The 13,784-nt window shown below is 75.0% G+C and carries 13 protein-coding genes; 3 read left to right on the forward strand and 10 right to left on the reverse strand.

Annotation, left to right across the window (positions count from 1 at the left end; all coding sequences use genetic code 11):
- Positions 1-258: 258 nt before the first annotated feature.
- Positions 259-1,266: a transposase gene (locus ACFWFZ_RS04045; RefSeq protein ID WP_387116169.1), complete on the forward strand. Its 1,008-nt coding sequence runs from the start codon at positions 259-261 to the stop codon at positions 1,264-1,266.
- Here the strand turns inward: ACFWFZ_RS04045 and ACFWFZ_RS04050 are convergent.
- The 10 genes from ACFWFZ_RS04050 to ACFWFZ_RS04095 all read right to left on the reverse strand — a co-directional run bounded on the left by ACFWFZ_RS04050 (position 1,185) and on the right by ACFWFZ_RS04095 (position 9,812).
- Positions 1,185-1,418: a response regulator transcription factor gene (locus ACFWFZ_RS04050; protein ID WP_387116172.1), complete on the reverse strand. Its 234-nt coding sequence runs from the start codon at positions 1,416-1,418 to the stop codon at positions 1,185-1,187. The genes ACFWFZ_RS04045 and ACFWFZ_RS04050 overlap by 82 nt on opposite strands.
- Positions 1,419-3,596: 2,178 nt before the next feature.
- The gene (locus tag ACFWFZ_RS04055) at positions 3,597-4,154 is read right to left on the reverse strand and encodes a hypothetical protein (RefSeq protein ID WP_387116175.1); all 558 of its coding nucleotides are present in this window, start codon (positions 4,152-4,154) and stop codon (positions 3,597-3,599) included.
- Between the two features lie 206 nt (positions 4,155-4,360).
- Positions 4,361-5,164 (reverse strand): intradiol ring-cleavage dioxygenase, encoded by an 804-nt coding sequence (locus ACFWFZ_RS04060; RefSeq protein WP_387116178.1) that lies wholly within the window; start codon positions 5,162-5,164, stop codon positions 4,361-4,363.
- Between the two features lie 283 nt (positions 5,165-5,447).
- The gene (locus ACFWFZ_RS04065) at positions 5,448-5,708 is read right to left on the reverse strand and encodes a hypothetical protein (RefSeq protein WP_387116181.1); all 261 of its coding nucleotides are present in this window, start codon (positions 5,706-5,708) and stop codon (positions 5,448-5,450) included.
- 8 nt (positions 5,709-5,716) lie between these two features.
- On the reverse strand, positions 5,717-6,487 hold the full coding sequence (locus tag ACFWFZ_RS04070) for a hypothetical protein (RefSeq protein ID WP_387116184.1): 771 nt from the start codon (positions 6,485-6,487) through the stop codon (positions 5,717-5,719).
- 19 nt (positions 6,488-6,506) lie between these two features.
- A complete protein-coding gene (locus tag ACFWFZ_RS04075; protein WP_387116187.1) occupies positions 6,507-6,893 on the reverse strand; it encodes a hypothetical protein in 387 nt (128 codons plus the stop codon).
- Positions 6,894-6,993: 100 nt separating this feature from the next.
- On the reverse strand, positions 6,994-7,755 hold the full coding sequence (locus tag ACFWFZ_RS04080; protein ID WP_387116190.1) for a hypothetical protein: 762 nt from the start codon (positions 7,753-7,755) through the stop codon (positions 6,994-6,996).
- A 139-nt stretch (positions 7,756-7,894) separates the two neighbouring features.
- A complete protein-coding gene (locus tag ACFWFZ_RS04085) occupies positions 7,895-8,455 on the reverse strand; it encodes a hypothetical protein (protein ID WP_387116193.1) in 561 nt (186 codons plus the stop codon).
- A 132-nt stretch (positions 8,456-8,587) separates the two neighbouring features.
- A complete protein-coding gene (locus tag ACFWFZ_RS04090; protein WP_387116196.1) occupies positions 8,588-9,112 on the reverse strand; it encodes a stress protein in 525 nt (174 codons plus the stop codon).
- 496 nt (positions 9,113-9,608) lie between these two features.
- Complete coding sequence (locus tag ACFWFZ_RS04095; protein WP_387116199.1) at positions 9,609-9,812, reverse strand: hypothetical protein; 204 nt, start codon at positions 9,810-9,812, stop codon at positions 9,609-9,611.
- Positions 9,813-10,247: 435 nt separating this feature from the next.
- On the opposite strand from ACFWFZ_RS04095, the gene ACFWFZ_RS04100 reads away from it, so the two are divergent.
- Entirely contained in the window at positions 10,248-11,738 is a 1,491-nt protein-coding gene (locus ACFWFZ_RS04100; protein ID WP_387116203.1) for a hypothetical protein, read from the forward strand.
- A gap of 401 nt (positions 11,739-12,139) precedes the next feature.
- Entirely contained in the window at positions 12,140-13,237 is a 1,098-nt protein-coding gene (locus ACFWFZ_RS04105; RefSeq protein WP_387116206.1) for a sugar ABC transporter substrate-binding protein, read from the forward strand.
- Positions 13,238-13,784 lie beyond the last annotated feature (547 nt).

Below are 13,784 nucleotides of genomic sequence, written 5' to 3' on the forward strand. Positions count from 1 at the left end.
GCCCTGCCCCCCGACAGGGCGCTGGTCGCGGCGGCCGGACTCCGCCCGCGCCCCCCCGACGACCCGCCGCTGCTCGGCTCCGACCGCATCCCCGAGGACGCCGGGGCCGCGCGCCGCCCCCCCCCCGCCCATCTCCTGACGGGCGATGCCTGCGGACGAAAGCGGTGCCCTTCCCGTCGAAGCGGCTGGCACTCGTCATCGCCGTCCCCGCGACAGCGAACGGTGCGGGCCGTCGGCTGGTGGGGGGACCGCTGGGCAATGCCCGCGGACTTCCCCAGCTGGGGCCAGGTCTACGCCTTCGTCCGCCGCTGGCGCGAGCACGGGCTGATCACCGAGTTCCACGACCGGCTGCGGGGGAAGGTCCGCGAGCGCGAGGGCCGTGAGGCCGAGCCCACGGCGGGGATCATCGACGCGCAGTCGGTGCGGGCCGCCGCGACAGTCCCGCCCCCCTCACGCGGCTACGACGGCGGGAAGAAGGTGCCCGGGCGAAAGCGGCACATCGTGACCGACTGCCTCGGCCTGCTCCTGGTCGTCGCGGTCACCGCCGCAAACATCGGCGACCGGGACGCCGCCACGGGCCTGCTCACCCGGCTGCGCCGCCTGCACCGCGACATCACCCTCGTCTGGGCCGACGGCGGCTACACCGGCGGCCTCATCGACTGGTGCCGCCAGAAACTCACCCTGACCTTGGAGATCGTCAAGCGCACCGACGACATGACAGGGTTCGTGGTCCTCCCCAGACGCTGGGTGGCAGGGCGGCGCTCATGCTGGAGGGCATACTGTGCCAGGACGGTATGGAGGTTGCTTTCATCCTGCCCGTGGGTGCCCCGGGCCGGTTGGTGGCGTGGGGGACTTCAATGGCTGGCAGCGTGGTGTGTGCGTCGTTGGGGCCGGGTGCTGGCGGTAAGCGGGTCGTCATTCTTGCTGAGCTCGGTGAGTGCATTGGTTCCTTGCGTTGCCTGGTGGCGGGTGGCTGGTGGTTCGATGATGAGAGCGCTGGCACGGGGCGGGTCGAAGGGTCGTCTGCATGCTTGGTGCCGCTTCCGGGTGGTCTGCTCCGTCTTTCGTGCCTGGCCCCCGGTGTGGGGTGCGGGGTGTGACGTGGTCGGGGCCCGTGGGTGCGGGGGTGTGCGGGGCGCGGCGGAAACAGGTCGGGGCTGGGGGTGGGCCGGGGTGGTGTGTCGTCACAGGCCCAGGGCGATGGCCATGCGGGTCATCTCGGCGGTGGTGTTGATGTTGAGCTTGGCCCGGATGCGGCGGAGGTAGGCGTCGACGGTGTGGGTGGACAGTCCCATGTGGCGGGCGGTTTGGTGGTAGGTGTGTCCGGCGGCGATGTGCCGCAGTGCCTCCTGCTCGCGGGGGGCCAGCGTGGGGGCGGCGGTGGCTGCGGTGTGCGGCGTGGTGAGTGTGGGAGTCATCGGATTTCCTCCGCCGTATCGGCTCGGTCATCGCTGCTCGCGTCCTCGGAAGCAGGTGGGACATTCCGACTGAATGTCCCTTTTGTTCTCTTGTTTAGAGCGTGGCCGCGGGACTTCATGAGGCTGTCCGCCGACTGTCACAGCCGTGTGACAGGCCACCCCGCCACCCCCTTTCCACCCGCCACCCCTTTTCCCGCGGCGCCTACGCCGCCCGCGGCGCCTACGCCGCCCGCGGCGCCTACGGTGCGCGCGGCGCCTACGGTGCGCGCGGCGCCTACGGTGCGCGCGGCGCCTACGGTGCGCGCGGCGCCTACGCCGCCCGCGGCGCCTACGCCGCCCGCGGTGCCTACGGTGCGCGCGGTGCGCGCGGTGCCTACGCCGCCCGCGGTGCCTACGGTGCGTGCGGTGCGTGCGGTGCGTGCGGTGCGTGCGGTGCGTGCGGTGCGCGCGGTGCCTACGGTGCCCGCGGTGCTTACGGTGCTCATGGTGCGTGCGGTGCTCATGGCGCGTGTGGTGGTCACGGTGTTCGGTGTTTGGGGCGGGTGGGGTTCGCGGGTGGGTGGCGGTGGGTCCAGGTCGTGGAAGGTCTGTGGGGAGGGCCGGTGTAGGGCGACGGTGACCGGCTTGGTATCGGCGTGCGGGTAGGTGGCGCACGCCAGCTGTGCCGTGGCCGGGGCGGTGTGCGGGTCGCGTGGGGCCGGGCCGTTCTGTATGGCGCGCGCGGTGGCGGTGGTCGGTGCCCGGCGGCTCTGGGGGGTCGCTGCGTTCGTGCTGTGCGGTGACCTCGCCGCCGATCTCGCCCGCGCCCGCCGCGTCTTCCCGGGTCGGGTCGCCGGCTGTGTGGTGATCTGTTTGGTGGTGGCGACGCCGCCCGTCAGGGCGTGCACGGTGGCGTGGTGTGGGGGGTTGGACCGTGCAGGGTGGGTTCGGTTTCCCGGGCGTGTGCGGTGTCGGGGTGGGCGGCTTCGTTGTGGGTGGTTTCGTTGTGGGCGCCCGGGTGGGCGAGGTTGTCCGTGGCCGCGGTGGGAGCGGTGCCCGCGGTGGCGGTGGTCGTGGTGAGGTTTGTGCCGGCCGGGTGCGGTGGTCGGCGGGCGGTGCCGGGTGCGCCGTGGGTCGGCTGGTCACAGCGGTGGCGCCGGCGTGATCGTCACCGCCGCCCGGGCCGCGGTCTCCCGCGGCCCGGGCGGCGGTGTAGGTGTCGGGCGAGGTGCTGGCGGAGACCTGCAGGACGCGGCCGCGTGGATGTCCTGCGGTCCTGCGGTCCTGCGGGCTGCAGGGCTGTCTCGGCTGCCGGGCTCGGCGTCGTGACCGGGGTGGGTGTCCCGGTCGAGGGGTGTAGCAGGGTGGGGGCCGCGATGGCGGTGACCACGCCCGCGTCGGCCTCCAGGGTCTGCTACGGCGGGGTTCCCGGAGCGGTCGGAGGGTCACCGTGCACTGCCACCGGCGGCACGATCGCGGTGAAGGTTGGGGGGTGGTCGGTGTCCGGCCGCACAGCGGCCTGCCGGGCGGCCGTGACCGTCAGGGCGGTCCGTGCCGCGGCCGGCTTCTCCGCGCGGTACCTGCCGGGCCGGGCCCCAAGGGCCTGCGGGCCGGCGTGGTGTCTCGTCCCTGCGGCACGGCACGCCGCCTGCCGGACTCGTCGCCGGTACGGGTACTCCCGCGGCCGCGGGAGCGGTAGTGGCTGCGCACGGCCTGTCCGGCCTCCGGCCCCGACCACGCCTCCGGCCCCGACCACGCCTCCGGCCCCGACCACGCCTCCGGCCCCTGGCCTCCGGCCTCCGGCCCCGACCACGCCTCCGGCCCCCGACCACGCCTCCGGCCCCTGGCCTCCGGCCCCGGACCACGGCCCCCCGCCCCGGACCACGCCTCCGGCCCCGGACCACGCCTCCGGCCCCTGGCCCCCGGCCCCCGCCCCCAGCCCCTGGCCTCCGGCCCCCCGCCTCCGGCCCCGGACCACGCCTCCGGCCCCGGACCACGCCTCCGGCCCCGGCCCCCGCCTCCGGCCTCCGGGGGTTGCTGCTTGGTGTGTGCTGTGCGCCGGTTCTCGTGGCGTGAGTCCGGCCGTGGCCGGACTCGTGTCGAACCTCATCAGCGTGCGGCGGCCTCATGGGGGCGTGAAGGTGGTGTGTCACGCCCGCGGGCCTGCGGGCCCGCGGTTCCGCGGCCCGGGGTCTCGTGTCAGGAGCCGGGCGCGGGTGTGGGGGTGGGGGTGTCGTAGACGAGTTTGTAGGTCACGTCGTGGGGGACGGGGGTGGGTGCGGTGTCGGTGTAGAGGAGTCGGATCGTGGCGAACCGTTGGGTGCCGGGGCGGTCGGGCCAGGGCTGGGGGTCGCTGAGGGTGACGGTCACCGGGTAGGGGCGGAAGCGGCCTGCCGCGCAGTAGGGGCGGCAGTCGTTGACCATGTCGGTGCCGGTGGCTGTCGCGGTCTTGGGTCCCCAGGTGTTCCAGCGCAGGTCGACGAGCCGGTTGTTGCCGTCGCCGCAGGCCAGCAGGTACTCCTCGGGGCGCACCTGGCCTTTGGAGAAGCAGTCGACCACCACCGGGTCGGGTGCGGGTGCGGGGGCGGGCTGGGATGCGGAGGCCGGTACGGCGGCGGCCACGAGGGCTGCTGCGGTGCTCAGCAGGATCCCGGTCCGGGTCCGGGTCCGGGTCCGGGTGCGGGTGCGGGTGCGGGTGCGGGTGTGGGTGTGGGTCCGCGGTCCGCGGGGGTTGCGGCCGTCTCCTGTAGCGTCCACGAGACCTCCTCGCCCATCCGTCGCGCCCGGCGGCGCTGCGGCCATGCCCAGCTTCCCCGATCCGGGCGCACCCCGCACCCGCTGGCAGCGTCCTGTGTCCCGAAGCCGTGTCTGATCTGCGGATACGCGACGGCTGCCGGTTCGGGCTGCCGGTTCGGGCTGTTCGGGTTGGGTCGGGCTGCCGGGGGAGGGGTGGGGCGTCCGGGTCAGGCGATGCCGATGGTGTAGGCGGCGCGGTAGCCGTTGCCGTCGGGGGTGGGGGCCAGGGTCATGGTCCCTCCCGCGGCCCGGTAGCGGCTGTCGTGCCGGTTGGGGTGCTCGGGTGCGGTGCGGCGGGCGTAGGGGCGGCGTGCGTAGACCTGGGTGAGGAGGTCCTCGGGGAAGAAGAACTGTGAGGTCGTCTCGGTGCGGGTGTCGGGGCGGACCTTGAAGTGGATGTGCGGGGCCAGTCCGGCGTACCAGCCGGGCACGATCGTGCGGAACACGCAGTGTCCGGTGCGGTCGGTGATCTGTGTGCCGCGCAGGAAGGTGTCCTTGCCGGTGGAGTAGTCGCCGTCGGCGTCGGCGTGCCACACCTCGACGCCGGCGGCCGCGAGCGGCCGGCAGCCGTCGGGGACCCGTACCACTGTCAGGTCCAGCCGCAGCGGTACCCCGCCGCGGCCCTGGGTGATGTCGGAGCGGACCAGGTCCAGATCCAGGTAGTACGGTCCCGCGCCCGCCCCGACGGCCAGGACGCAGGCCGGGGCCGCGGCCTGCGCCGTTCCCGACGGGGTCGGTGAGGGGGGCCGGGTCGGGGAGGCGGACGGCACTCCTGCCGCACCCCGCGTCCCGGCCGGGGCGGCGCACGCGGCGCTCAGCACGGCGGCGGTCCCGGCCGAGCCGGCGGCCAGCAGCAGGGCACGACGGCTGGTCGGCGAGGAGACCGCACCGCTGCCGCTGCCGCTGCTGTTGTCGGCGCCGGAGCGGGCATCGGTGTCGGTGTCGGTGTCGGTGTTGTTGTTCTCGGCCATGCGAACCCCTCACACACGCCCCGGATGCCGCCCGCGCGCGGGGGGACGGCTGGACCCGCGCCCACCGTGCCGGATGCTGCCCTGCCCGCCCGGCACCGACACACCCCCGTCCACCCCACCGGCTCCCCACCCCCCACCCCGCGCCCCTGTCATGCCGGCCCGGAGGTGGGGCGGGGGGCGCGGCCGGCCAGCCGGCCAGCCGGCCAGCCAGCGAGCCGGCCAGCCAGCCAGCGAGCCGGCCAGCCAGCGAGCCGGCCAGCCAGTGAGCGAGCGAGCCGGCCGGTCAGTCAGCCGGTCGGTCGAGGTGGTCGGTGGCGAGTGCGGCGTAGGCCTGCTGGGTCGGGACCGTGACGCCGAGTTCCGCCGCCTTGGCGGCCGTCGAGCTCGGTTGGCCGTTCGCCGCCGGCACGCGGACCAGGTAGCCGGTCCGGGAGTTGACGTTGCTGCCCGCCTGCCCGCCTGCCCGCCTGCCCGCCTTTCCGCCGGCCGGCTCGATCAGCGCGTTCGTCTGCGAACGCCCCGGTTCCTCCAGCGGGCTGCTCATCCTGCCGTTCACCATGACGGTTCGGCCCGCCGGTGGCCCCTGGCCTGCGTCGGCTGACGCAGGCCGCCTGGGGCTGCTGCGGCTCGCTCAGGTTCACCCCGGCCGTGGCCGGGGTGTCGATGACCGGGGCCGGTAGCGTGAGCTGCTCGACGATGACCGGCGTCTTCTGCGCGCCGATCTGCTCGATCGACCTCGCGTATCGCGGCCGCGTCCGGCGTCCGGGCCGCGTCCGGCGTCCGGGCCGCGTCCGGCGTCCGGGCCGCGTCCGGCGCCCGTGCCGCGTCCGGCGCCCGTGCCGCCTCCGGCGTCCGGAAATGCGCGGCGACTGCGAGGCGACTACGACGGGACATGCTGCGTCCGGTCCCGGGTACGCCCGGGGCGCACAGCACCCGGCTGAGCGGCCGGGCCCGCGCGGCCTCGATCTGCCTGGCCGGCTTCGCCGCCCGCCGGGTGCTGCCGGCCGCGGCGGCGAGCTGTGTCTCGGTGAGGGTGGACAGGCCGGCGGCATCGCCGACGGCCCCCGACTGCACCAGGGCCCTGGCGTGGGTGGGTCCCAGGCCGTCGATGTCGAGCATGTCCCGGCCGGCGGCGTACTCGATCAGCGAGGGCAGCGCATACGCCGTGCCCTGCGCGTACCGCCACCGCCCCTGGTCCTTGTCGACCGGCCCGCCGCAGTTCGGGCGTACGGCGGGCAGCGGCACCTCGCGTGCGCCGGCCGGCCGCAGCGCGGTGACGGCGCCCTGGACGCGGGGGACAACGCCGGCCTTGTAGGCCGTCACGGTGTTCCCGAGGCGGAGGTCACGGCGGCGGATGCCGGCGGGGTTGTGGGGTTGTGGGGTTGTGCAGGATGGCCCGGGTGACCGTGGACCCGTCGATGTCCACCGGCTCCGGCACGGCCACCGGCTCCGGCACGCCGGTGCGGCCCATCTCCCGCACCGCCTTCCGCAGCACCGTCTGCCGCTCCGCGGCCGGCAGTTTGAAGGCGCTCGCCCCGTCCGGGAACCGGCTCCCGGATCCCACTGCCTGCCCGTCCGCGTCGTTCGCGTCGTCCGCCTTGACCGCGGCCCCGTCGATCCCGAACGGCGGCCCCGCGCGCATCGCCGAGGTCTCCTCGATGCTCCGCTGCGCCTGGGCGAGGGTGGCGAGGTGCCGCGGCCCGGCCGGCCCGGCGGCGGTGTTCTGCACCCCCGCCGCGGCGACCGCGGCCAGAACCGTGGTGTGTGTGGGGGGCCGGCGGGCAGGAACGCGGCACCGTCCAGGCCGGCCGCCCCGGACGCCCAGAGCGTCATCGCCGGCCGGCAGGGACGGTCCTTGGCCCGCAGCGTGCCGGCCGCGCCGTTGCGCGGGGACCTGCCCGCCGTGGGCCGCACGGGCCTCGTTCGCGGTCCCGAACTGCGCCTGGGTGAAGAGTGCTTCGCCGCGCACCTCGAAGGTGGCCGGCGCGGGGCGGCTGCTCGGGCAGGCCCTCGGCGGTGCCGATGACGTGGCTGGCGTCCTCGCCGTGGCTGCCGTTGCCGCGGGTGATGGCCTGCTCCGGGTGCCCGGCGCGGTGGCGGGCGGCGGCGGCCGCCCCGTCCGGCTTCGGCTCGACGGTGAACCCGCCCGCCGCGGGGCGGCCCGGACGGCGGGTGGGCGAGGCCTTCCAGGCCTCCGGCCCGGCCGCGTCGAAGACGTTGTCGAGACCGAGGAGGCGGCCGGTGCGCGCGGCGTCGCCGGCCGGCGCGGCCCCGTCGGCGGCCTGCTGCCCGGTGGGGGAGTCGGGGGCGGCCTTGGCGGTGTTCCGGCTCCTGTGCCGGCGCCGAGCGGGGCGGCAGGCCGTGAGCGGCGTCGTCCAGCGGGCTGTGGCCGCCGCCGTGGTGGACGCCGGACGCCCGGCGCCTACGTGGCAGCCGCCGGCAGGCTGCGTGGCCTGCGTGGCGTGCGTGGCGTGCGTGGCGTGCGTGGCGTGCGTGGCGTGCTGGGCGTGGCCGGGTGCGCGGGTGAGCCTCGGCGTGGGGGGCCGGCATGGCGGTGGTCTTCTGCGGTAACCGGCTGCGCCCCCGCCCACCGCGACCGCGGTGGGCGGGGGCGGGGGCGGGGGCGGGGGTCGGTCGGGGTGGGTGTGTCCGGGGCGGTGCCCGGCGGGGCTCCTTGCGGGTCCGTGGGGTCGGGGCCGGAGGGGGTTTTGTCGGCGGGCCGGGCGGGGGTTACCAGGAGCGGTTGAACGTCACGTGGCCGCCGTTGCGCTCGTACCAGCCGACGAAGCCCCAGTTGATCCATCCGCCGTCGCCCTGGTTGGTGAACTGCCCGGACTCGAAGACCCACAGGCCGTAGTGGATGTTGCCCCACTGGACGTTGGCGTAGACGCGGGTGCCCTGGAACTGGTCGTTGTAGTTCTGGCTGAGGTTGAACAGCATCACGTTGTGGCGGCTGCCGGCGGCCTTGAAGGCCTTGTCGACCGCTTCCTGCACGAACGTGCCGCGGTTGTCGGTCTTGATGGCGCGCAGGGCGTCGGCGATGGCCTTGCTGTGGCCGAGCTGGTCCATGGAGACGTTGACGCTCACGCTCTTGTCGGCGGCGGCCGCCGCGTCGGGTTCGGCTGCGTGGGGTTCGGCTGCGGCGGGGGAGGAGGCTGCGGGGGAGGCCGGGGCGGAGAGGGCGGCGGGGGACGGGGCGGGGTGCCCGGCGGCCTGGGCGGGGAGTGCGGCGGCCCCGGTCAGGGTGAGCGCGGTCAGGGCGATCGTGGCGAGTGTGGTGGTACGGCGCATGGTGGTGGAGTCCTGTTCTTCCGGTACGGGTACGGGGGCGGGGTGGGGCGGGGCGGGGCGGCAGAGACCGCGGCCAGGGCAGAGACCCCGGCCGGGGCCGGGGCCGGTTGGGGTGGGGTGGGGGGTGGGTGGTTACCAGGAGCGGCGGAAGTTCACGTAGCCGCCGTCGCGGTCGAACCAGCCGCGGAAGGCCCAGTTGATCCAGCCGCCGTCACCGTGGTTGGTGAACTGGCCCGACTCGAAGACCAGCACCCGGTAGGTGCCGTGGATACCGCTGACCTTGGCGTCGTAGACCACGCCGTGCAGGTTGGGGGTGTAGCTGTTGGCGTTGTTGATGACCATCACGTTGTAGCGCTGGCCCGACTCGTAGAAGGCGCCCTCCATCAGGGACTTCACGTAGCCGGAGCGGTTCTGCTTGCGCTCGATGGCCTCGTTGACGATGTTGAAGATCTTCTGGGTGATGTCGAGGACCGCGGAGGCGACGTCGACCTTCCCCGCGAGGGCGCCCGCCTCGCCGGGAGCGACTGCCTGCACCGCGGCCGGGCCGGCCGGGGCGGGGGCCTGGGCGGCGTAGGAGGCGGCGGAGGGCAGCAGGACCCCCGCGGCGGCGACCGAGCTGACGATCATGACAGCGACACGCTTACGGCTGATACGCATTTCTTTACTCCTTCAAGGGATCTACGGGGCTTACGGGGCTTACGGGATTGACGGGATGCAGCGGCCGCTCGGTGGCCGTGAGAGCCCTACGGGCCGCCGCGGGTCGGCGAGCAGGCCCACGGGCGAGGTGAGAAGCAGGGCCGGGCACGAGCGGGCCACGAGCGGGCCACGAGCGGGCCCGGAGCGGGCCATGGGCGGGGGGCATGGGCGGGCCGCGAAGCCGGCGGCGGGCTGCGGCGGGCTGCGACCGGGCCGGGAGTGGGCCGGGAGTGGGCCGGGAGGCTCACGCCGGGTGAATGCGGGGCTGTGAATGCCGTGCCCCCGGAAACAGGATTTTCCAGTGGGTGCGCGGCCGGCACCGCCGGCCGGTGGTCGGAAAGGAAAGGATCGGGCCTATTTCAGGCCGAACCCATTCGGCCGACCCCTCCGCCGACCCCGATTGCTGATTTACTGAAAGCGCTCTCGGCCGTCCGCGGGCGGGAAGGGGGCTTTTCCGTCACCAGGAAGTGGTGAGATGGGCGGCCGCCTCGTTGCGCGGCGGCCGCCCGCCGCCGGCGCGGCGGGGAGTCCGGGAGGTGGAGGGGGAGGGGCCGGTGATCCGCCGGTGCAGCAGGACGGCCAGACATCCGGCACAGACCAGTGAGAGGGCCTGCCACCAGGGAAGACCGGCTTCCCTGGGCTGGGGAGGGGGGTTCGGCATCGGGTTCTTCCAGTGACTTTCGCGCGAGGTTGGAACCTGGCGGCGCCCGATCGGCTCTAGAGGACCGGAGGGCAGTGGGTCGCGGGGTTGGTCCACTCGGTGTCCCCCGGACGGCCCTCGCACGGCGCGGAAGTCAGTGCGGAAGCCGGACCGGATCCCGATTCGGACGCCGCGCCGGAAACAACGCTGCCCGCAATACCCGCGGCCAGCGCCGCCACACAGAGGAACCGGGTGAACTTCATGCTGTTCTCCTGAGAAAGTTAATTCCGATCTGATTCCTGCCGGGTCTTTCTTTCCGGTGACACAAGAATCCCCGGCCGGGAACTCGGGGTCCAGCGGGCACGGGCCTCAGCAAGGTGCGTGGCACGAAGGGGAGGGGTGCGAAACATGGACAGAACCACCGATACCGAGGCATCCGCAGAGGTAGCGCCGGGAGTGTTACCGCCCCCACCGGCCCCCGCCCCGGTCCCCGACCCCGCCCCGGGCCGCGCCCCGGCTTCGGCCTCCGTCCCGCCCCCGGCCCGGGTTGCGGCCTCCGCTCCGGTTGCGGGCCCAGACCGCGATGCCGCCCCGGCTGCGGCTCCGGCCCGCGACTCGGCTCCGGCTGCGGCCTCCGCCCCGGTCGCGGGCCAAGACCGCGAACCTGCCCTGGGCCGCGACCCAGATCCAGATCCAGATCCGGGCTCGGCCTCGGCTGCGGCCTCTGCCCCGGCTGCGGGCCCCGACCCCGACCCCGACCCCGCCCCGGGCTGCGCCCCGGCTTCGGCCCGGGTTGCGGCCTCCGCCCCGGTCGCGGGCCCAGACCGCGATGCCGCCGCCCCGGCTGCGGCCCCGGCCCCCGTCCCGGCTGCGGCCTCCGTCCCGGCCCCGGCCCCCGTCCCGGCTGCGGCCTCCGCCCCCGCCTCGGCGGATTCCGCCGTCCTCGGTCCGACGGCGATCAGGCTCTACACCCGGCTGCTGGAGGGCGGCCCCGCGCCGACCACCGCCCTGGCCGCCGCGCTCGGCCTGAGCGAGGACCACACCGAGCACGCCGCCGCCGAGCTGGTGCGCCACCGCCTCCTGGCCCGCGACCCCGACGGCACCCGCGCCCGGTGGCGGGCCGTCAGCCCCTACACCGCCGCCGCCGAACTGGTGGGACCGGAGGAGAACCGGCTGCGCCGCCGCCTGGAGACCCTGGAGCGCACCCGCGCCCGGCTCAGCTCGCTGATCCCCCTGTACGAGGAGACCTACCGCCGCGGCGCCGACTCCGGCGCCGTCGAGGTGGTCGAGGCCCGCGACCGCGTCATGCTCCTCATCTCCGACGCGGCGGCCCGCTGCACCCAGGAGGTCCTCACCGTCCAGCCCGGCGGCGGCCGCCCGCCCGGCTACCTGGAGCGCGCGCTCCCGCGGGACCTGGAGATGCTGGGCCGCGGGGTGCGCCTGCAGACCCTCTACCAGCACACCGCCCGCTACAGCCCTGGCACCCAGGAGTACGTCCGGGCCGTGAGCGCGGCCGGCGCCGAGGTCCGCACCCTGGGCGAACTCTTCGGCAAGATGCTGGTCTTCGACCGCGCCACCGCCTTCCTCCCGGTCTGGGACAACCCCGACGCGGCCGTCGTGCTGCGCGAACCCTCCGCCGTCGCCTTCCTGTGCTCGGTCTTCGCCAACGCCTGGAGCCTCGCCGAGCCCTTCTCCGCCTCCTACACCGCGACCACCTCCACCCAGCTGCAGGACACCATCGCCGGCCGGCTGGCAGACGGCGCCAAGGACGAGCTCATCGCCCGCAGGCTCGGCATGTCCCTGCGGACCTGCCGGCGCCACATCGCCGAGCTGATGGACGAACTCGGCGCCGAGAGCCGCTTCCAGGCCGGATACCTCCTCGCCCTGCGCTCGGCGTCCGCCGCCCCACCCGCCGCGGACCCCCACCGCGCGACCACCGCCCCCTGAAACCACCGCCCCCTGAAACCCCCGGCCGCGGCAGCCTCCCGGCCTCCCGGCCGCGGCAGCCTCCCGGCCTCCCGGCCGCGGCAGCCTCCCGGCCTCCCGGCCGCGGCAGCCTCCCGGCCTCTCGGCCCTCCGGCCGGCCGTCCCCCACCCCCACCCCGCCCCTCCCGGGCGCGCGCCTGCTCACGTGTCGAAGACCAACCCGCCCCCCACCCTTCAGGAGTTGACACCAGGCCGGCAGACAAACCGCCGCGGGCAGGGGAAACCCCTGCCCGACACGGTGCAGGAGCGGGGTGACAGCGTTGCCATCTCGTTAGGGATTCACTTCTTGACGGCAGCGGTACGGGCACGTTGACTGCCTCCCTCGGCCGTACGGATACGGCCCTGTCAGGGAGGCTCACCTCGTGAACGCGTATCTGGGGCGTGCCCCCGTTGCTCTGGCCGTTGCGGCGCTCGCCGTCACGCTCACCGCCTGCGGCGCCACCGACGGCTCCGGCGACAGCGGCGACAGCAACGCCGCCGTCAGGATCGGCCTCCTGCTCCCCGAGAACGAGACCGCGCGCTACGAGAAGTTCGACAAGCCGCTGATGGAGAAGAAGGTCGCCCTGCTCACCCTGGGCAAGGGCAAGGTCCTCTACGCCAACGCCGCGGGCGACGCGGCCCGGCAGAGCGCCCAGGCCGATGCGATGATCAAGGACAAGGTGGACGTCCTGGTCATCGACGCGGTGGACTCCAAGGCCATCGCCGGCGCGGTGACGAAGGCCAAGGCGGCGGGCATCGCGGTGGTCGCCTACGACCGCCTGGCCGAGGGCCCCATCGACGCCTACACCTCCTTCGACAACGAGGACGTCGGCCGCGTCCAGGGCAAGGCCCTGCTGGACGCCCTGGGCGACAAGGCCAGGACCGGGAAGATCGTCATGATGAACGGCGCGGTCACCGACCCCAACGCCGCCAGCTTCAAGTCCGGTGCCCGTTCCGTCCTGGACGGCAAGGTGAACGTCGGCAAGGAGTACGACACCGTCGAGTGGAAGCCGGAGAACGCCACCGCCAACATGACGGCCGCGCTCTCCGCACTCGGCAAGGACAAGATCGTCGGCGTCTACTCCGCCAACGACGGCATGGCCGGCGGCATCATCACCGCCCTCAAGGCCGCCGGCGTCACCCCGCTGCCGCCGGTCACCGGCCAGGACGCCGAACTCGCCGGCGTGCGGCGCATCGTGGCGGGCGAGCAGTTCATGACCGTCTACAAGCCCTACGCCCGCGAGGCCGAGGCCGCGGCCGAACTCGCCGTCCTCCTCGCCCAGGGCGAGAAGATCGACGGAATCATCAACCAGGTGGTCAGCAGCCCGACCACCAAGCGCATCCCCGCCGTCCTCATCCCCGGCGTGCCGGTGACCCGCGAGGACATCCGCACCACCGTGGTCCTCGACGGCGTCTACACCGCCGAGGAAATCTGCACCGACTCCCTCAGAGCCGCGTGCGACGAGATCGGCCTGAAGTAGCACTATCGCGCAGGCCACGCCTACGTACGCCACCCCCGGCATGGCCCCCGTGACGGACAGCGACAGTGCACGGCGACGGGCGAGGCGGCGGGCGAGGCGGCGGGCGGGGCGGCGGGCGGGGCGGCGGCGTGGACGCGACACGCACAACGCCGCCGGCCCCACCCCGCCACCCCGGGCGGCGCGCCACCCCGCAACACCGGTACGCCGTGAGTCCCTACCACCGGCCGGCCGGCCGGCCCGCCCGCCCCCGCCCGTCCGCCTGTGCGGCACGTGAACGGAAGCGCCCATGGCGCCATGGCGTCGTCCGTGCCGTTCGGGGACGTGCTGCGGGCCGAGCCGGAACCACAAGGGCACTCCCACCCGCCGACCGGCAGCCCCGCTCGCGCGTGCGACACGTCGAGCCGGCACAGGCCACCCCGGTGGTCAAGCAGACCGGCCCCGGCCCCGGCCCCCGGCCCCGGCCCCGGCCCCCGGCCCCGGCCCCGGCCCCCGGCCCCCGGCCCCGGCCCCCGGCCCCGGCCCCGGCCCCGGCCCCCGGCCCCCGGCC

The sequence above is a fragment of the Streptomyces sp. NPDC060232 genome, from assembly GCF_042726555.1.
Classification (GTDB): Bacteria; Actinomycetota; Actinomycetes; order Streptomycetales; family Streptomycetaceae; genus Streptomyces.